Source organism: Pseudomonas persica (assembly GCF_900291015.1).
In the GTDB taxonomy this organism is placed as follows: Bacteria; Pseudomonadota; Gammaproteobacteria; order Pseudomonadales; family Pseudomonadaceae; genus Aquipseudomonas.
Window position 1 is genome coordinate 124176 of the sequence record NZ_OLKL01000033.1, and the last position, 18702, is coordinate 142877.

An 18702-nucleotide genomic window follows, 5' to 3' on the forward strand; every position below is an offset into this window, starting at 1 on the left:
CAGCCAGCGGTGCCAATGGTTGCGCTCGCCCTCTTGCTCATTGTGGATTAATAGTCTACGGTAGACGCTAATTCCACAAAGAGACAGGAGTGCAGTCATGTCGGCCGCCACAGCTTCCCCCACCGTTGTCGATGCCCGTTACCTCGATGCGCTATACGAAGCGATCAAGGATGCTCATCTGGCACTGCGCCCGGCCGTCAGCATCACCCCGCTGACCTACAGTGCCCAGCTGTCGGCAATGAGCGGCTGCAACGTGCTGCTCAAGTGCGAACACCTGCAGCACACTGGCTCGTTCAAGTTTCGCGGGGCCAGCAACAAGATTCGTCTGTTGCCGGTCGATCAACACCAGCGGGGGGTGATTGCCGCCTCTTCCGGCAACCACGGGCAGGCGCTGGCGTTGGCGGGTAAGCGGGCAGGCGTACCTGTCACCGTTTACACCAGTACGTCCGCCTCTGCGTACAAGGTGCAAGCCATGAGTGCACTGGGCGCCGAAGTGGTCCGCCTGCGCACCGACCCGCTGGGTGCGGAACTGGAGGCAGCCAGGCAGGCCAAGGCCCAGGGCAAACCGTTCGTGTCGCCCTACAACGACCCGCAAGTCATCGCTGGCCAAGGCACCATCGGCATCGAGCTGTTCGAGCAGGCGCCAGAGTTGGACGCCGTGTTCGTTGCCGTGGGCGGTGGCGGAATGATCTCCGGTATTGCTGCTGCCCTGCGGGTACTCAAGCCTGGCACCGAGATCATCGGCTGCTGGCCAGAAAATGATCCGGCCCTGCAGCAGTCGCTCAAGGCCGGCAAAATCATCGACATCGAAGCCACTGACACACTGTCCGATGGCACGGCCGGCGGTGTCGAACCAGGCAGCATAACCTTCCCGCTGTGCCAGGCATTGCTGACCGATACCGTGCTGGTCAGCGAGGCAGAGATCAAGGCCGCCATGCGCGACATTGCCAGCAGTGAACGCTGGATAATCGAAGGTGCCGCCGCCGTTGCGGTCGCCGGCATGCAAAAGCTTGCCGAGCGCTACCGTGGCAAACACGTCGCGGTAATCCTCTGCGGCCGCAACATCCTCCTGGACAAGTTCCTCGAGGCCATTCAGTGAAGGTCTTCAGCAAAGCGCAGATCATCGCCAGCCTGGACCCTGAGGTCGCGGTACGCTACCTGGAACAAGGCTTCATCGCCTACTCCGAGGGCAAGGCGCAAGTCCCGCCAGTCCAGGGCTTTGCCTTCCCTGGAGCCAACGGTGACTGCTGCGTCAAGTCGGCCTATATAGAGGGCAGCGCCACCTTCACGGTCAAGCTCTCGACCGGCTTCTATGACAACCCGCCCAAGGGCTTGCCGAGCAACGATGGCTTGATGCTGGTGCTGTCTGCACTCACCGGGCAGCCGCTGGCCCTGCTGCAGGACGAGGGCTGGCTGACCGGTATGCGCACAGCCCTGGCCGGGCGTATCGCTGCGCGGTTGCTGGCACCGGCACAGGTCACCGCCATTGGCATCCTGGGTACTGGCATGCAGGCGCGGATGCAGCTCGAACAGCTGGGCACGGTCACCGACTGCCGCCAGGTCATTGTCTGGGGGCGCCATGACAGCGGGCTTGCCGCCTATCGCGCATTTGCCCGCGAGCTGGGTTATCAGGTGCAGACCACGCATGACGCCGCAGAAGTCGCGGCGGCAGCAAACCTGATTGTCTGCACCACCCCGTCCCGCCAGCCGCTGCTGCGCAGCGAGTGGGTCCAGCCCGGCACACACATCACCGCTGTCGGTGCCGATGCGCCAGGCAAGCAGGAGCTGGAGCCGGCGCTGGTGGCCAGGGCAGATCGCATCATCGTCGACTCAATGGCCCAATGCTGCCAGTACGGCGAGGTTGCCCACGCCTTGAACAGCGGCCGGATCGACGCAATGCAGCTGATCGAACTGGGTGCGCTGCTGGCTGGCCGCGCCACAGGGCGTGAGCATGAGGGCCAGATCACCCTGGCGGACCTGACCGGTGTAGCCGTACAGGATGCGCAGATCTCAAGCTGTGCCCTGGCTGCGATGGCCGCCTGAGACCACGCCGGCATCAGGCAAAGCGCTGCACCTGCGCCGGCGTACGCTGCATCAGCACCTTACCGTTGCGTACCGACACCAGCGCCTGCCCCTGGCTGCGCACCATCTCGTAATCGTCCGGCGCCGACAGCAACAACAGGTTCGCCGGCCGCCCCACCTCGATGCCATAGCGCTCGCCAAGGTTCAGGGTGCGGGCGCTGTTGTCGGTGATCAGGTCCAGGCAGCGCTGCAGGTCTTCGTAGCCAAGCATATGGCAGATGTGCAGGCCGGCCTCGAGAATACGCAGGATGTTGCCGTTGCCCAGCGGGTACCAAGGGTCGACGATGGAATCCTGGCCAAAGCATACATTCATCCCGGCGCGGTCGATCTCGGCTACGCGAGTGACGCCGCGACGTTTCGGGTAGTTGTCGAATCGCCCTTGCAGATGAATGCTCTCGGTCGGGCAGGACACGAAATTGATACCTGACTGCTTGAGCAGGCGAAACAGCTTGTAGCAGTAGGCATTGTCATACGAGCCCATGGCCACGGTATGGCTGGCTGTCACCCGGGGCCCCATGTCGCGCACCCGGGCCTCTTCGGCCAGCACTTCGAGGAAGCGCGACTGCGGGTCGTCGGTCTCGTCGCAATGCACGTCCACCAGGCAGCCGCTGCGCTCGGCCAGGTCCATCAGGAACTTCACCGACGACACGCCCTGGTCGCGGGTGTTTTCGAAATGCGGGATACCGCCGACCACATCGGCACCAATGGCCACCGCTTCGGTCATCAGCGCCCGGCCGTTGGCGTACGACTCGATACCCTCCTGGGGGAAGGCGACGATCTGCAGGTCGAGCAGCTGGCGGACTTCGTCGCGTACTTCGACCATGGCCTTGAGCGCGGTCAGGGTGGGGTCGGTGACATCGACATGGGTGCGCACATGCTGAATGCCATGGTCCACCAGCATGTCGATGGTCTTTTTCGCGCGGTTCTTGATGTCGTCGTGGGTGGTGATTGCCTTGCGCTCGGCCCAGCGCTCGATGCCTTCGAACAGGGTGCCGCTCATGTTCCACTGCGGCTCGCCGGCGGTCAGCGTGGCGTCCAGGTGGATGTGCGGTTCGATAAAGGGTGCCACCACCAGGTTCTGCCCGGCATCCAGGTCATCGGTAGCGCGCGGCGCCACCCCTCCGGCCTGGGCCACGATGGCGGCGATGCGTTCGCCGCTCAGTTCGATGCGGAACAGGCCGGGCTTGCCGCGCAGGCGTGCGTTGACGATGTTCATGATGCTTCTCCCTGGGCTTTGCTAATGGCCCTACCCGCATAGTGGCCCAAGCATTGTGGTATTTGCTACCGGCCCTATCGCTAGAGCTTGATTCGCAAGCGCTCGGGGTACCTTATGGGAGCACCTGCCTTGCTCAATTGTTAAAAGTTGACGCGATCCTTGTGGGCGCTGGCTTGCCGGCGATAGGGCTGGTGCTGGCAGTCGATCAGGCCTCGCCTTGCGTGCCGCCCTTGCCGGGATTCCCTTGGTGGCGCTCAGGAATACCCCTGGGCGCCGTTATTGTCACTACCCAATCTGTGGGCAATGGAGTCCCCACTAGTGGGGACCTTCACCCATTTTTGACGCTATGGCATTTAGCGCGCATCAGCCCCTACAAGGAATTGTTTAACAAGGTATTCCTCGAACATAGGTTGGCACAGCCGTTGCTCTAACCTCATAAACGGGCAAAACGCCATTGATGGCCGCAAGCCATAAGGCCGCGAGCGAGGCATAAGGCAATGAAAACAACTGCCGTGATCCAACCTGGCAGGCATGCACTCCAGCTGTCCACCGTCGCTGCGCTGATGCTTGGCCTCGGGCTGACCACAGCTACTGCCGCCCCCCTGGACGACAACAGCATGCCACCGCCAACCGACCCGTCGGCCTACACCGACCAGCCGGCCGACCCGACCCAGGCATTGCTCGACCTGTACAGCATGCCAGAAGCCAACCGAGGCTCACTCGAGTTGACCGATGGCGTGTACGGCGACCGCGACACGGTAAGCGCCAACAACGTGCTGCCGCCGCTCTTGCAAACCGGCAACAAATACCCCACCAACGGTAAGCCCAGCCCGCTGTTCGGGGCGCTGCCGTATACCCAGCAGTTACTGCTGTTCGAGGAATTCGGCTCGGAAAAACTCGACCCCACGCTGCCGCCGCCGGCCCTGACCTTCCCGGTGCCCACCCTGGGCGCAGCACCGACGCAGGACCCGAACGTGGTAGCCCGCAGCGGCCCCAGCGGCACCGCGTTGGAAGCCTTTCTCAAGCAACCGGGCCTGTACCCGTTCCCAACCCAGTATTCCAACGTGCTCGACCGCAACCCGTGGAAGGCGCAGATCGAGATGTTCCTCAACCGCCAGCCGGTCGGCTCGCCGGCAGAAGGCCGGCCCCCAGGAAAAGGCTGGTCGCACCAGCGCTGGAACGAGTTCTACCCGCAGGCGGGGTTCAAGACCGCCCAGGCCGGTGCGCGCATCAACCTCGGGCTGCGTGACCGCAAGCAACTGCACAACTATGCGGTTGGCGAGTTCGCTCCGGGTGGCCTGTACTACCAGACCTCCGACCTCCCGACCACGCTGGGTACCGCCAAGGGTATCGACACCCGTTTCCACCCGAAAATGCCACTGCAAAACCACAAGTCGCTATGGACCTTCGATGGCACCTTCCCGCCCAAACTGCTGATGGCGCGCTATGGCCAGCCGATCCTGATGCGCCATTACAACGCCCTGCCGATCGACCCTGCGGCCAACAACGGCTTTGGCCTGCACACCCTCTCCACCCACGAGCACAACGGCCATTCGCCGGCCGAGAGCGACGGCTATGCCAACGCCTACTTCTTCCCTGGCCAGTATTACGACTACCGTTGGCCGTTGCAGTTGGCCGGCTACGACACCATCAACACCCGCGCCCAGGACCCACGTGCGGCGTTCCCCTGCTCTCCGGGTGAAACCCTGTTCGTCAATGACGCCTCGCCAGGCCTGAAAACCTGCCAGAACGGCAGCATCAAGATTCGTGGTGACTGGCGCGAAACCATGAGCACCCACTGGTTCCACGACCACATGATGGATTTCACGGCGCAGAACGTCTACAAAGGCAACGCGGTGATGATGAACTACTACAGCGCCCTGGACCGCGGCAACGAAGCCCTGCAGGATGGCGTCAACCTGCGCTTCCCCAGTGGATCGGGCATGCCGTGGGGCAACCGCGACTATGACGTCAACCTGCTGATCGCCGACAAGGCCTGGGATGCCAACGGTCAACTGTGGTTCAATCCGTTCAACACCGATGGCTTCCTCGGCGACCAGATCCTGGTCAACTGGCAATTCCGGCCCACGCTCAAGGTACGCGCGCGCAGCTACCGCTTCCGTATCCTCAACGGCTCGGTGTCGCGCTACTTCAAGTTTGCCGTGGTACGGGAAATTGCCGGCACCAGTGGCGAATTCAAAGGCCCGACCGGTTCCAACCTGTCGTATGCGCGGGTGCCGTTCCACATGATCGCCAACGACGGCAACATCATGGAACACACCGTGCCGTTCGACGGCACCATGGACCTCAACGGCGACGGCAACCTGCAGGACAACAACGGCATCCTGCCGCTGCAAGGCATCGCCGAACGCTACGACATCATCATCAACTTCGCCAAGAACGGCATCAAGGTCGGCGACAAGCTGTACTTCGTCAACCTGGAGGAGCACCAGAGCGGCAAGGGCCCGGAAGGCGCCATCGCGCTGGCCGACGTGCTGTCGGAAAAATACAAGCCGGTGATCAAGCAGACCAGCAAAGGTCCGCGCTGGGAGAACGGCGACCCGGCGATCGGCAAGTTCCTGCAGCTTGTGGTACAGCCCTACAGCGGCCAGGACCTGAGCATGAACCCGGCAGCCTATGAACCGGCCAAACCGGGCAAGGCCGAAGGACTGAAGATGCTCCCACTGCCGATTGACCGCAACTCTGCCACCGACCAGGCCAAGCTCAGCGCTGCCCGCCACCGCGAGTTCATCTTCGGTCGCTCCGACGGGACCGACACCCAGCCGTGGACCATCAAGACCGATGGCGGCTTTGGCTACAGCATGGACCCACGGCGCATCAACGCGGGGCCGCAACTGGCCCAGCAGTCCACCGACGGCGGTTTCAGTGGCGACGGTACCCTGGAAGTGTGGAAGATCATCAACGGCGGCAATGGCTGGAGCCACCCGGTGCATGTGCACTTCGAGGAAGGTGTGATCCTCAGTCGCGACGGCAAGGCACCGCCAGAGTGGGAAAAATGGGCGCGCAAGGACGTGTACCGCATCGGGCCGGATGTCGATTCGTCGGAAGAAGTGGAAGTGGCCATCCGCTTCCGCGAGTTTGCCGGTACCTACATGGAACACTGCCACAACACCCAGCACGAGGACACGTCAATGCTGCTGCGCTGGGACCTGGAGCACCCAGGCCAGTTCCAGGTGATGCCGACCCCGCTGCCGGGCTGGGATGGCGTGGAGTACGTGGCCTCGGTTGGCCTGCCGACCTTCCGTACCAAAGGCGAGGACGATGACCCGGCCAACAAACCGCCGGTCGCGGCCAACGACAGCGCGGCAACCACGGCCGGCAAGCCGATCACCCTGAACGTGCTGGCCAACGACAGCGACCCGGAAGGCAACCTGCCGCTGAGCGTCGTCGGCCTCAGCCAGCCGGACTCCGGCCAGGGCAACACCAGCACCGATGGCACCACGGTGACCTACACCCCGCCGGCCACGGTCGCCACACCGTTCACCGCCAGCTTCAACTACTCGGCGCGTGACGCCAAGGGCGCCGAATCGGTAGCGCCGGCCACGGTCAGCATCGCGGTAGGCGCGGCTGTGGCGATCGACCAGCTCCAGGTCACCAGTGCCACGGTGCAGGTGCTCAGCAGCAACCGTTTCACCTGGGAGGTGGCAGGCACTACCTCGGTGGCCGCGGGCAACAGCATCACGGTGACCGTGGCCACTACCGGCGGCCCGGTGAACCTGGGCACCGCCACAATGACCACCACGGGCAGCGGTGCCAGCTGGCGGTTGGTGGCAACCACCACCGGCTACGGCCCGGCCACACCGGCGACGGTGACCGTGAAATCGGCGCTGGGGCAGAGCGTGACCGCGCCAGTCCGATACAAGTAAGGGTAAAGCGGGGGCCGCCATGCGGCCCATCGCCGACAAGCCAGCTCCCACCTCGACCGCATTGCCCCCCTGCAGGAGCAGGCTGGCTGCATGGCAGCCCCAATACCGTCATCGACGAGGACCGCATCATGCCCGGCTCATGGCGTTTCCTGCTGGTGCTCTCGCTGTTCGCCGCCAGCATCCCGTTCTGGCCGCTGCAACCGCAACAACCCGTGGCCGAGGAAGCTGCCACCCCTTGGGGCGGCGACTACTTTCCCAACATCCCCCTGCTCACCCAGGACGGTGAAAAAGTGCATTTTTTCGACGACCTGATCAAGGACAAGGTCGTCGCCATCAACTTCATCTTTACCGGCTGCTCCGACTCCTGCCCGGTGGAAACCGCCCGGCTGCGCCAGGTGCAGAAAATCCTCGGTGACCGGGTCGGCAAGGACATCTTCCTCTATTCCATCAGCATCGACCCCTACAACGACACCCCCACCACCCTCAAGCGCTACGCCGAAAAGTTCGGCATCGGCCCCGGCTGGACGTTGCTCACTGGTGAGCCGGCCGATATCGAACAACTGCGCCGCAGCCTGGGCCTGTACATCGAAGGCCTGGAAAACGGCCGCTCCAAGGACCACAACCTGAGCCTGATCATCGGCAACCAGGCCACCGGCCGCTGGATGAAGACCTCGCCTTTCGAAAGCCCGTATATCCTCGCCGACCGCCTGGGCAACAGCCTGCACAACTGGAAACAGGCCAGCGCCATGGCCAATGACTACGCCCAGGCTCCCAAGGTACGCGCCCCCAGCAGTGGCGAGCAGCTCTTCCGCACTCGCTGCTCGTCCTGCCATACCCTTGGCAACGCCGAGCCAGGGCAACCCGGCATCGGCCCCGACCTGCTGGGCGTGACTCGCCAGCGTGACGCCAACTGGCTGACCCGCTGGCTGAAGGAGCCCGACCAGATGCTGGCGCAGAAAGACCCCCTGGCCCTGCTGCTTTATGAACAATACAACCGCCTGGCCATGCCCAACATGCGCCTGGGCGACGCCGAAATCAGCGCACTGATGAGCTACATGGAGGAAGAAACCGCGCGCCTTCAGACACCCCTGGCAGATAAGGGAAATCCTTAGCGGCAAATGGCCATTAGTCATTAGACTGTCATCTTACTGTCGTATTTTCCGACAATCACCCAGGGTCGGGAACTATCAGCAGTGATTCGCCGTTCGCTTTCATCCGCCAGCCTTCTGCAGCTGCTGATCCTGATGCTCTGTGCAGCCACCCTGGCCTTTCTCTGGGGGCTGCATGTTTCGCAGAAGGCCGCCGCCCGCCAGGACGCGCTGTCGGCCAAGGCCGCCGAGCACCTGAACCTGGCCAGTATCGTCGGCGAAAGCCTACGCCAGCTGGTAGATCGCGCCCAGGCCGTAGGCCGGGTCACCCAGGACGACATGAAAGTGTTGCGCCAGGGCAGCGTCAGCCTGGCGCGGATGCTTGCCGAAGACCCGGTATTCAAGCGCATGAGCCTGTACGACCGGCAAGGCCGGCTGTTGTCGGCCAGCCATGCCGGCGAGGCCGCCGAGCTGCCCGAAGACTGGTTACGCCAGCTGCAACGGCACGTTGCCCGCTACGGTTTCAAACCGTTCCTGCCCAGCGTGCAGGCCCCCGGCCAACCGGCCAGCCTGCCCAACTGGCGGCTGCCCTTCCTGCTGCCGCTGACCAACCTGCCCGGCCGCGAAATCGACAATATCCTGGTAGTGCAGCTGGACATCGGCTACCTGGCGGTGCTGTTACAGCACATCGACCTGGGCAGCAGCGGGCTGGTGCGCCTGCTGCAGGATGACGGCCTGGAGCGCTTGCGCATCGATAGCAGCGGCGTGGTGGTGGCCGCCAACGCGCTGCAGCCCGAGCTGCCGAACAGCGGCAGTGAAACGGGCATGCTGACCCAGTACGCGGCCCGTGACCCGTACCAGAGCATGTACCGGCGCCTGCCCGAACGGGGTTTCAGCGTGGTGGTCAGCCAGCGCCAGGAAGAAATCCTCGCGCCCTCGACGCTGGCATATTCCCGGCAGTTCTGGCTGAACCTGAGCATGACCCTGATGATCCTCGCCAGCCTGCTGTGGACCTTGCGCCTGTTGCGCAAGCGCCAGGAGGCCTTCAGCGCGCTGGAGCATGCCCAGCAGGTCAACCAGCAGTTGATCGGCCGCCTGGAGGACGAACACCGGCGCAGCAGCCACGCCGCGGCCACCGACCATCTCAGCGGCCTGCACAACCGCCGCCAGTTCGTCGAGGTGGCCGGCCAGACGTTGACCCGGCAACGCGGCAAGCGCCGGCTGATGGCGATCCTGTTCATCGACATGGACCGCTTCAAGTCGATCAACGACTCGCTCGGGCACAAGATCGGCGACCTGCTGCTGCAGGCCGTGGCCGGGCGTATCCAGCGCCTGCTGGAGCCCGGTGACGAGGCTTCGCGCTTTGGTGGCGACGAGTTCGTGGTGCTGCTGGCCGGCGAGCGCAGCGAGGAACAGATCAATGCCTGGGTCCGCGAACTGGTACAGAAGCTGTCGGCCACTTACGCCCTGGACGACCAGGAGGTCAACACCAGCCCCAGCGTCGGCGTGAGCATCTGCCCGCGCGATGGCCAGGACATCGACAGCCTGATCCGCAGTGCCGATGCCGCGATGTACTCGGCCAAGCAGGCCGGGCGCGCCCAGTACCGTTTCTTCGACCCGTCGCTTAACCTGGCCGACATCCAGGCCTTCACCCTCGAACAGGCCTTCGGCAGCGCTCTGGCCGAGCGCCAGTTCGTGCTGCACTACCAGCCACAGATTCGCCTCGACACCCAGCAGGTGCTGGGCTACGAAGCGCTGGTGCGTTGGGACCACCCCGAGTTCGGCCTGCTCTACCCGGACCGTTTCATTGACCTCGCCGAGCGCAGCGGCTTCATTGTCGAGCTGGGCTGGGAGGTGTTGCGCCTGGCCTGCGAAGCCTTGTCGGGTTGGGACGCCCAAGGTCGCGAGAAGCGGCTGGCGGTCAATGTATCCGCCCTGCAGCTACGTCAGGCGGACTTCGCTGCGCGGCTATTGAGCAAACTGCAGCGGTACCGGATCGCCCCGCAGCGGTTGGAGCTGGAAATCACCGAAACCACCATTCTCGACCCCGAAGGCACGGCGGTGGCGCACCTTCTCACCCTGCGCAACGCCGGGCTGGGCATCAGCCTGGACGACTTCGGCCGCGGCTACGCCGGCTTCGCCCACCTGCACTCACTGCCGCTGAGCAAGCTGAAGATCGACCGCTCGCTGATTGCGCCGCTGTCCAACAGCCACGACGACAGCCCGATCGTGTCCTCCACCATCATCCTTGCCAAACGCCTGGGCCTGGAGGTGGTGGCCGAGGGCGTGGAAACCCGCGAACAGGTGGTATGCCTGAAGCTTGCCGGCTGCGATATCGCCCAGGGCTACCACTTCAGCCGGCCGCTGTCGCTGGCGCAACTGTGTGAATCTCCGGCGTTCAATGGTGTTGAAGAAGTACTGTCTTGAAGGGGATGGTGCGCTCGATGTCAGCAACCCCACCGATCTCAAGCCAGGCCCATCGCGAAATCCCCCAGCCCCACCCACGACAGCCAACCCATTTCGGTTTATCGTGTGCCCATTACCCATCGACCCCCGCACCATGACCGACATCGAGCGCTACCTCCGCGCCGCTACCCGTGACAACACCCGGCGCAGCTACCAGGCCGCCATCGAGCATTTCGAAACCCACTGGGGCGGCTTTCTCCCGGCCACGGCCGAGAGCATCGCCCGCTACCTGGCCGATCACGCAGCCCAGCATGCCGTAAGCACCCTGCGCCAGCGCCTGGCCGCGCTCAGTCAATGGCACGTCGCCCAAGGTTTCCCCGACCCGACCAAGGCCCCGTTGGTGCGCCAGGTGCTACGTGGCATCCGCACCCTGCACCCGACACCGCCCAGGCAGGCCGCGCCGCTGTTGCTGCAGCACCTGCAAAGCGCTGTGGAATGTTTTGAAGAAGAAGCCCGCCAGGCCCGGGAACACCACGACCTGGCCGCCTTGCGCCGGGCGCGGCGCGACGCTGCCTTGCTGTTGCTGGGCTTCTGGCGCGGCTTTCGTGGTGATGAACTGGCCCGCCTGCGCGTCGAGCACATCCAGGCCGAAGCCGGTGTCGGCATTACCCTGTTCCTGCCGCGCAGCAAGGGCGACCGCGAAGCCCTGGGCGTACAACACCGCACCCCGGCCCTCAAGGCCTTGTGCCCGGTCACGGCCTACCTGCAATGGCTGGAAGTCGCCGGCATCGCCCATGGGCCGGTGTTCCGCAAGCTCGACCGCTGGGGCAACCTCAGCGACGCCGCGCTCAACAGCAATAGCCTGGTCGGTCTGCTGCGGCGCATGCTGGAACGCGCCGGGGTACCGGCGGCGCTGTACACCGGCCACTCGCTGCGCCGTGGCTTCGCCACCTGGGCCACGGCCAACGGGTGGGAGTTGAAGTCGCTGATGAGCTACGTGGGCTGGAAAGACGCCAAGTCGGCATTACGCTACATCGACGCCGCGCAGCGCTTTGGCGAACTGGCCGTGCTACCGGCCAGCCAGGCTCAAAAGCTTATTCCTTGAAACTGTGCCGGGCGATGCCGCCAATTTCCGGGCTGATGGCATACAGGTCGCCAGCGTCGGGGTAATGGTGCAGGTCTTCGGCGCTCATGCCAAAACGCGCAGTACTGATGTACAAGGTATTCATCCCCGCCCCGCCGAAGCAGCAACTGGTGGGGCACGGCACTGGCATCAGCACCTGGTCGGTCAGGTGGCCGTGGCGGTCATAGCGCAGCAGGCAACTGCCATGGTACTGGCACACCCACAGGCCGCCTTCGCGGTCCAGCGCAAGGCCGTCCGGCCGCCCCAGTTCGGCGGGGGTTTCGGCAAACAGAGTAACCGCGCCCAGGCGGCCTTCGGCCAGGTACCTGGCGCAGTAGATCGAGCGCGCTGCCGAATCGACGAAGTACACCGTGTGGCCGTCCTGCGACCAGGCCAGGCCGGTGGGCAACGCCATGTCGTCGTGGATCACCTGGTCGCTCAATTGCCTGTCGAAGCGGAACAGCGCCCCGGTGTTGCCACTCAGGGCATCGTCCATCAGCCCGGTGACGAATCGGCCCTGCGGGTCGCAGGCGCCGTCGTTGAAACGGTAGGTCGACCGCGGGTGCACCGACAGCGAATGCTGGCGCACTTTGCGCCGCGACACGTCGAAGATGGCCACGCTGGCATCCTCGGTGAAAATCAGGTTGCCCTGGTCGGTCAACGCCAGCGCGCCGATGCGTGCCGCGGATTCATACAGGCACTCGACTTCGCCATCGGGCGTCAGGCGGTTGATGCGCCCGCCAGAGATATCGACGAAGTACAACGCGCCGCTGCATTCGTCCCAGACCAGGCTTTCGCCCAGGTCGGCGCGGGTGCTGGCGACGTTGACTGGCACGTAGTGGCATGCCTTGAGGCGGTTGCGAAGCTCGCCCATCTCCGCCAGCGTCATGGAACAGGCCAGTCCCAGGCCCTGTGCGGCATCGGTGAATACCGCGACATTGTCGTGGAAAGGGTCTGTGACGGGCATTAACTGGCTACCTTCGATTCTCCTTTTTACGATAACAATAAAAAAATCAATGACTTAATATTAAAAGCATGTGATTTTGATATCTCATGGATATCACCGCTGGGTCAACGGGCCGGAGGACCGCAGGATGATCGAGACACGTTTGCTCCGGCAGTTCATTGCCGTGGCCGAGGAGCTGCACTTCCACAAGGCCGCCGAGCGCCTGCACATGGCACAACCGCCGCTGAGTCAGGCGATCGGTCGCCTCGAGGACAAACTCGGTTTCAGCCTGTTCCTGCGCAACAAGCGCGGGGTGCGGCTGACGGCGGCGGGCACGGCCTTCCTCGGTACCGCCTACCGCACGCTGGCCGAGCTGGAACAGGGTATCGAGTATGCGCGCAATGTATCCGCCGGCATCAGCGGCAAACTGCACATCACGGCCATTTCCATCGCTTATTACGAGTCGCTGCTCACTACCTTGCGCCGCTTTCGCGAGGCGTACCCAAACGTACAGCTGACCATCCGCGAGATGCCATCGGCCTCGCAGGCCAAGGCTCTGCTGGCCGGTGAGGCGGATATCGGCTTCATGCGCAGGTTGCCGTTGCCGGCCGGGACCCTGGAGTCACGGCTGCTGCTTGACGAACGGATCGTCATGGCCCTGCCCGCCTGCCATGCGAAAGCACGAGAGGGCGCGGTAGACCTGCGCGAGTTCGCCGATGAGGATTTCGTCTTCACCCCGCAAGCCTTGGGCGGCGGCTACCACGCGCAGTTGACGGCGCTATGCGAGGCGGCGGGTTTCTATCCCAGGGTGGTGCAGGAGGCGGCACAGCTCCACACCCTGCTCGGCCTGGTGGCCTGTGGTTTTGGCGTAGCCCTGGTACCGGCCTCGTTCATCGGCTCCATTGCGCGCGAGCGCGTGCAGTTCCGACCAATCCTGCCAATCGACGGCCAGCCCGCCCCAGGCCTGGGTTTGTACATGAAATGGAATGCCCGGAATGCTTCCCCGGCACTGGCCAACTTCATTGCCATGTTTGAAAACCCGGGCATCGCCGGGCATTAGGAGCACCATTCAAGAACAGCACCACATGATTCTGTGGGAGATCACCCAGCCCTTTGGGCTGCGCTGGCGCGCAGAGAACCGAGTTCGCAAGCGGTGCGCTCCCACAGAGGCCCTGCCAATTCAATGAGTGTCCATTCGCGGGTAAAGCGCAGGTTTCAAGGACAGCGGCAAACCTGTGGGAGCAGGTTCACCCGCGAAGAGGCCAGCCCAGGCAACACAAAAGCTACCCGTCGCCACCGATCGTCAGCTCAACGCATCCCCTCCCCGAGCCAGGCGTCAAATGGTTCCAAAGGCCCCTTGGAGAACCCCCATGACCCAGTACGCCGTGGCCCGTCTGGCCCAACTCGACGAACACCGCCCCCTGCGCGTCCAGGCCGGCAGCGAAGAGCTCATCCTCATCCGCCAGGGCGACCAGGTGCACGCCTACCAGGGCAACTGCCCTCATGAAGGCGCGCCATTGAATGAAGGCATGGTCTGCGGCGGTCTGCTGGTCTGCCCCTGGCACAAGGCTGCGTTCGCCGTGGACGAGGGCGCGGTCTGCGAGCCGCCGGCGCTGGCCGACCTGCGCCGTTACAGAACCTGGGTCAAAGGCGACGAGGTCTGGGTCGACGATCAACCCCTGCCCAGAACCGAGCCGCCCCGTCACAGCGATGCCCGCTGTTTCGTAGTGGTCGGCGCCGGTGCCGCCGGCAGTGCCGCAGTCGCCACCCTGCTGGCCCATGGCTTTGCCGGCCGCCTGGTCTGGGTCGATCAGGAGCGCCAGCCAGCCTATGATCGTACTTCCCTCAGCAAATTCGTGATCGCCGGGCAGATGCCACCCGATGAAGTGCCCGCCCTGCTCGACGCCGACGCCCTGCGCAAGGGCCACCTGGAGCGCAAGCATGGCAAGGTGCGCACCCTGAACACCCAGAAACGCCAGATTACCCTGGCCGACGGCCAGCAGATCGACTATGACGCCTGCCTGCTGGCCAGCGGCGGCAAGGCGCTGCGACCCGATATCCCCGGCGTCGATCTGCCCGGGGTATTTACCTTGCGCTCACGGGACGATGCCACGCACCTGCTGGACGCTGCCGAGCCCGGCCAGCCGGCGGTGATCGTCGGCGACGGCTTCATCGGCCTGGAAGCCGCCTCGGCCTTGCGCAAGTACGGTGTGCAGGTGCATCTGGTCACCCGCCACGAAGTCCCCCTGGCCCGGCAGCTGGGCGAGCGCATCGGCCGTAGCATCCGCGAGTTGCATGAACGCAAGGGGGTCACCTTCCACGGCCCCACCGAGGTCGAACGGATCGAGGGCCAAGGCAAGGTGGAGGCCGTGTTGCTGGCCAACGGTGAGCGGCTACTGACGCCATTGGTGCTGCTGGGCACCGGGGTCGAACCGGCGACCGCTTTCATCCAGGGGGTGCTGCTGACCGAGGACAAGTCGGTGCAAGTCGACGCTGAAATGCGCGCTGCAGATGGCCTATGGGCCGCCGGGGATATCGCCACCTTCCCGCTCACCGGGCGGCCGGTGCGTATCGAACACTGGCGCCTGGCCCAGCAGCATGGGGTGATCGCCGCCGCCAACATGCTCGGCGAGCAGCGCCGCTACGCCGACGTACCGTTCTTCTGGACCTACCAGCACGGCCGCACCTACGAAGTACTGGGCCACGCGCGGGACTGGAACCGTATCGAGTTTGTCGGCGAGCCGGAAAAAGGCGACTTCATTGCCTTGCAATGCGTGGATGAGCGGGTCGAGGCGGTCATCGCCAAGGGCTATTCCGATGCCATGGCGACACTGTCGCAACGCCTGAAGCGCCCATTGAGCCTGCAGGAGGCCTTGGCGCTGATCGGTTGAGGGCGCCTTTCATTGCGCCCCGGTTGTGTGTAAAACAGGTAGATCAGCCGATTGCAAAAGGACCCACGCGCATGATCTACCGCCCCCTCGGCCACAGTGGCCTGCAGGTTTCCGCCCTGACCCTGGGCAGCATGATGTTCGGCGAGCAGACCAGCACCGAGGACGCCCTGCGCATCATCGACAAGGCCTGGGACCAGGGCATCAACTTCATCGACACCGCTGACGTGTACAACGCGGGGCGCGCGGAGGAAATCGTCGGTGAAGCGGTGGCCCGCCATCGCCAGGACTGGATCGTGGCCAGCAAGGTCGGCTTCGGCCCGGCCGATGGCCTGCCCAACCGCAGCGGGCTATCGCGCAAGCACATCTTCAACGCCCTCGATGCCACGCTGACGCGCATGGACATGGACTATCTGGATATCTACTACCTGCACCGCGAGGACCACAAGGTACCGCTGGAAGAGAGCGTGCAGGCCATCGGCGACCTGCTGCGCCAGGGCAAGATCCGCTACTGGGGCGTATCCAACTTCCGTGGCTGGCGCATCGCCGAGGCCTGCCACATTGCCGAGCGCCTGGGCGTGCCCAGGCCGGTGGTGAGCCAACCGCTGTACAACATCGTCAACCGCCAGGCCGAGCCGGAGCAGCTTACCGCTGCGGCTGCCCATGGCCTGGGCGTGGTGCCGTACAGCCCGCTCGCGCGGGGCGTGCTCAGCGGCAAGTATGCGCCGGGGTCGGCACCGGATGCCGGCAGCCGCGCCGGGCGCCAGGACAAACGCATCATGGAGGTGGAGTGGCGCCAGGAGTCGCTGGCCACCGCCCGGCAGATCCAGGCCTATGTCGAGGCCAAGGGCGTGGGTATCGTCGAGTTCGCGATTGCCTGGGTGCTGAACAACCGGCTGGTCAGTTCGGCGATTGTCGGGCCGCGCACGGAAGAACAGTGGGATACCTATGGCGGTGCGCTGGCGGTGAAGATCACGGCGGAGGATGAAGCGTTCATTGATTCGCTGGTTACGCCGGGGCATGCGTCGACGCCGGGGTTCAATGATGTGGCGCATTACGTGACTGGGCGGTTGGCCCGCAGCTGATCACCCTCCTGCTCCGGCTTCTTCGCGGGTAAACCCGCTCGTATGGAACTGCACATCACTGATTGAATTAGCCGGGCCTCTGTGGGAGCAGGCGAGCCCGCGAAGGGCCGCAACGCGGCCCCAATTCCTGGCTCAGGACAAGCCTTTGATGACCAGCAGATGCAGCGGATAGAACAGGTAACCCCAACGCCCCACTGCTGGCACCCGCCAATCATCATGACGCAGCAACAGTAATCCGACCGCAATCGCCAAGGCTGCAGCAACCAGTGCCAACACGGTAACCGGTGCCAACAGGTGCTCGCGCAACCAGCTATTGGTCAAATTCCCACCCATGGCCAACAGGCAAGGCAGCAGCCAGGCAACCCCGCCCTGCCTGCGCGCCATTAGCCAGGCACCCGGTAGCAACACCCCCGGCAACCCGTACATCAACCGCTCACTGAATAGCCACCCTGCAAGCAGGCCAGCAATGCCAAGCACTCGCGCCGATATCAAGGGGTGATGCACACCCCAGGCCACCACCAACCCCAACACCAGGGTCGGCATCACGCTAAATGTTGGCGAGCGACTGTCCAGCCAACGATACGCAGGCTCCGACAGCACCGCGAACACCAGCATCAGCCCCAGATAACGCAGGTTGCCGCGGGTATACAGCGCGTCTGCCCTGGCGCGCCCCACATTCACCGCAATTGCCAGGCAAAACAGCGGAAACGCCAACCGGCCAAGCACGAACAGGCCATCGACATTCGGCCACAGAAAGCGCAGGTGGTCGGCGACCATGGTCAGCATCGCCGTCCACTTGACCAGGTCCAGCCCGGCCGAACGCATGCCTCAGCGCCCGCGCTCGACTGTGCTGGGCCCCAGGTAACGATCGGTCCAGGCAGCCAGCGGCAAAGGTGGCTGCTGCTCGACGATCCTTCGCCAGATCAGCACCAGGTCGTCGCCATTGAACACCGACCCGGGCCCCGCGCCCTTCCACATCGTAGGCACATCGGCAATCCACTGCCCCTGGCTGTCACGGTGGGCCATGTTGAAGCGGAACGTGTAGTTCCCTGGGATGCCCATGCGCAGATCGGTGACCACCAGCGCATCGCCGATCTGGTCATAACGCAACCAGTCATCGGTAAACCAGCGCAAGCGCTGGTGCAGCGGGTCGTTGGCCAGTGCTTGGGCCAGTTCAACGTTACGCGGCAAACGCTGCATTTCTGGCGCCTGCTGGTCAAACCCGCTGCTGATGCCTTCGTAGTAATCGCCATCCGGGGTCTTGGCCAGCACCCGCCAGACCAGGCTGTTGAAGGCGATCGGCACGGCACGTACCTGGCTGACGGCGATACCTTGCTGGTCGAGGGCAGCCTGGAAACGCTGCTCGGCCGCCATGCGTCCGGCCAGGCCGAACCCCAGGTAGGCTGCGCTGAACACCAAGGCCAAGGTCAGTAACTGCGTAGCCCTGTTCGTCAGCCCTTTGATGGTTGCATAGACCACCGCCGCCAGCAGCGGTACGGTGTAGACCGGGTCGATGATGAACACCGCAGCCCAGCTTTCCGGGGTGGTTTGCAAGGGCCAGAACAACTGCGTGCCGTAGACCGTGAAGGCGTCGAGCAACGGGTGGGTGACCAGCACCAGCCAGAACGCCAGGAACAGCCTGGGCAAGGTATAGCCTTTGCCTGGCCAGCACTTGTTGACCAGCCAGGCCAGCAGCAACGCCAGCCCCGTGAGCACGAACAGGGAATGAGAAAAGCCGCGGTGGTAGGTCATCTGCGACACCGGGTCGGCGTAGCGGATGATCACGTCCAGGTCGGGAAGCGTACCCAGCGCGGCGCCATATAGCAGCGAGCGGCGGCCCTGGATACGGCCGAGCACGGTGCCTTGCAGGGCGGCGCCGAGAACGGCTTGGGTGATGGAGTCCAAGGGGGCATTCCTGAAAGGGTGGTTTCCGGAAGCTAACTTCATCCGGGCCCAATGCGCAATTCCTCTTGTGGGAGCA

General features: G+C 64.2%; 13 protein-coding genes. 9 read left to right on the forward strand and 4 right to left on the reverse strand.

All coding sequences use genetic code 11. The annotated features are described in order from the left end of the window. Positions 1-97 precede the first annotated feature (97 nt). Both FQ664_RS16150 and FQ664_RS16155 read left to right on the forward strand, forming a co-directional pair. Positions 98-1099, forward strand: a complete 1002-nt coding sequence (locus tag FQ664_RS16150; RefSeq protein WP_144173250.1) for a threonine/serine dehydratase — start codon at positions 98-100, stop codon at positions 1097-1099. Next, complete coding sequence (locus tag FQ664_RS16155) at positions 1096-2043, forward strand: ornithine cyclodeaminase family protein (protein ID WP_144173252.1); 948 nt, start codon at positions 1096-1098, stop codon at positions 2041-2043. The genes FQ664_RS16150 and FQ664_RS16155 overlap by 4 nt, the downstream gene beginning before the upstream one ends. A gap of 13 nt (positions 2044-2056) precedes the next feature. Here FQ664_RS16155 and codA read toward each other — a convergent pair whose 3' ends face one another. Then, on the reverse strand, positions 2057-3298 hold the full coding sequence (gene codA, locus FQ664_RS16160; RefSeq protein ID WP_144173254.1) for a cytosine deaminase: 1242 nt from the start codon (positions 3296-3298) through the stop codon (positions 2057-2059). Positions 3299-3795: 497 nt separating this feature from the next. Between codA and FQ664_RS16165 the strand changes: the two genes are divergently transcribed. The 4 genes from FQ664_RS16165 (at position 3796) to FQ664_RS16180 (ending at position 11784) form a co-directional block, all read left to right on the forward strand. After that, positions 3796-7185: an Ig-like domain-containing protein gene (locus FQ664_RS16165; protein WP_144173256.1), complete on the forward strand. Its 3390-nt coding sequence runs from the start codon at positions 3796-3798 to the stop codon at positions 7183-7185. Positions 7186-7313: 128 nt separating this feature from the next. After that, on the forward strand, positions 7314-8297 hold the full coding sequence (locus FQ664_RS16170) for an SCO family protein (RefSeq protein ID WP_144173258.1): 984 nt from the start codon (positions 7314-7316) through the stop codon (positions 8295-8297). 81 nt (positions 8298-8378) lie between these two features. Continuing rightward, the gene (locus FQ664_RS16175; RefSeq protein ID WP_144173260.1) at positions 8379-10700 is read left to right on the forward strand and encodes a putative bifunctional diguanylate cyclase/phosphodiesterase; all 2322 of its coding nucleotides are present in this window, start codon (positions 8379-8381) and stop codon (positions 10698-10700) included. Positions 10701-10833: 133 nt separating this feature from the next. Next, the gene (locus tag FQ664_RS16180; protein WP_178091005.1) at positions 10834-11784 is read left to right on the forward strand and encodes a site-specific integrase; all 951 of its coding nucleotides are present in this window, start codon (positions 10834-10836) and stop codon (positions 11782-11784) included. On the opposite strand, the gene FQ664_RS16185 is transcribed toward FQ664_RS16180, so the two are convergent. Beyond that, on the reverse strand, positions 11774-12691 hold the full coding sequence (locus FQ664_RS16185) for an SMP-30/gluconolactonase/LRE family protein (RefSeq protein ID WP_256675993.1): 918 nt from the start codon (positions 12689-12691) through the stop codon (positions 11774-11776). The genes FQ664_RS16180 and FQ664_RS16185 overlap by 11 nt on opposite strands. A gap of 205 nt (positions 12692-12896) precedes the next feature. Here FQ664_RS16185 and FQ664_RS16190 point away from each other — a divergent pair, with 205 nt between their 5' ends. The 3 genes from FQ664_RS16190 (at position 12897) to FQ664_RS16200 (ending at position 16721) form a co-directional block, all read left to right on the forward strand. Continuing rightward, positions 12897-13808: a LysR substrate-binding domain-containing protein gene (locus FQ664_RS16190; protein ID WP_144173265.1), complete on the forward strand. Its 912-nt coding sequence runs from the start codon at positions 12897-12899 to the stop codon at positions 13806-13808. 310 nt (positions 13809-14118) lie between these two features. Continuing rightward, a complete protein-coding gene (locus FQ664_RS16195; RefSeq protein WP_144173267.1) occupies positions 14119-15639 on the forward strand; it encodes an FAD-dependent oxidoreductase in 1521 nt (506 codons plus the stop codon). A gap of 71 nt (positions 15640-15710) precedes the next feature. Continuing rightward, on the forward strand, positions 15711-16721 hold the full coding sequence (locus FQ664_RS16200) for an aldo/keto reductase (protein ID WP_144173269.1): 1011 nt from the start codon (positions 15711-15713) through the stop codon (positions 16719-16721). A gap of 132 nt (positions 16722-16853) precedes the next feature. Here FQ664_RS16200 and FQ664_RS16205 read toward each other — a convergent pair whose 3' ends face one another. Together FQ664_RS16205 and FQ664_RS16210 are read right to left on the reverse strand one after the other, a co-directional pair. Then, positions 16854-17546, reverse strand: a complete 693-nt coding sequence (locus tag FQ664_RS16205) for a TraX family protein (protein WP_144173271.1) — start codon at positions 17544-17546, stop codon at positions 16854-16856. A gap of 3 nt (positions 17547-17549) precedes the next feature. After that, entirely contained in the window at positions 17550-18626 is a 1077-nt protein-coding gene (locus tag FQ664_RS16210) for a metal-dependent hydrolase (RefSeq protein WP_144173273.1), read from the reverse strand. Between the last annotated feature and the right edge of the window lie 76 nt (positions 18627-18702).

Excerpts from the sequence above, each read along its gene's own strand:
- FQ664_RS16150 (WP_144173250.1), top strand. The coding sequence starts at position 98 with ATGTCGGCCGCCACAGCTTCCCCCACCGTTGTCGATGCCCGTTACCTC.
- FQ664_RS16185 (WP_256675993.1), bottom strand. The coding sequence starts at position 12,691 with ATGACGCTGGCGGAGATGGGCGAGCTTCGCAACCGCCTCAAGGCATGC.
- FQ664_RS16170 (WP_144173258.1), top strand. The coding sequence starts at position 7,314 with ATGCCCGGCTCATGGCGTTTCCTGCTGGTGCTCTCGCTGTTCGCCGCC.
- FQ664_RS16165 (WP_144173256.1), top strand. The coding sequence starts at position 3,796 with ATGAAAACAACTGCCGTGATCCAACCTGGCAGGCATGCACTCCAGCTG.
- codA (WP_144173254.1), bottom strand. The coding sequence starts at position 3,298 with ATGAACATCGTCAACGCACGCCTGCGCGGCAAGCCCGGCCTGTTCCGC.
- FQ664_RS16195 (WP_144173267.1), top strand. The coding sequence starts at position 14,119 with ATGACCCAGTACGCCGTGGCCCGTCTGGCCCAACTCGACGAACACCGC.
- FQ664_RS16205 (WP_144173271.1), bottom strand. The coding sequence starts at position 17,546 with ATGCGTTCGGCCGGGCTGGACCTGGTCAAGTGGACGGCGATGCTGACC.
- FQ664_RS16190 (WP_144173265.1), top strand. The coding sequence starts at position 12,897 with ATGATCGAGACACGTTTGCTCCGGCAGTTCATTGCCGTGGCCGAGGAG.
- FQ664_RS16200 (WP_144173269.1), top strand. The coding sequence starts at position 15,711 with ATGATCTACCGCCCCCTCGGCCACAGTGGCCTGCAGGTTTCCGCCCTG.
- FQ664_RS16180 (WP_178091005.1), top strand. The coding sequence starts at position 10,834 with ATGACCGACATCGAGCGCTACCTCCGCGCCGCTACCCGTGACAACACC.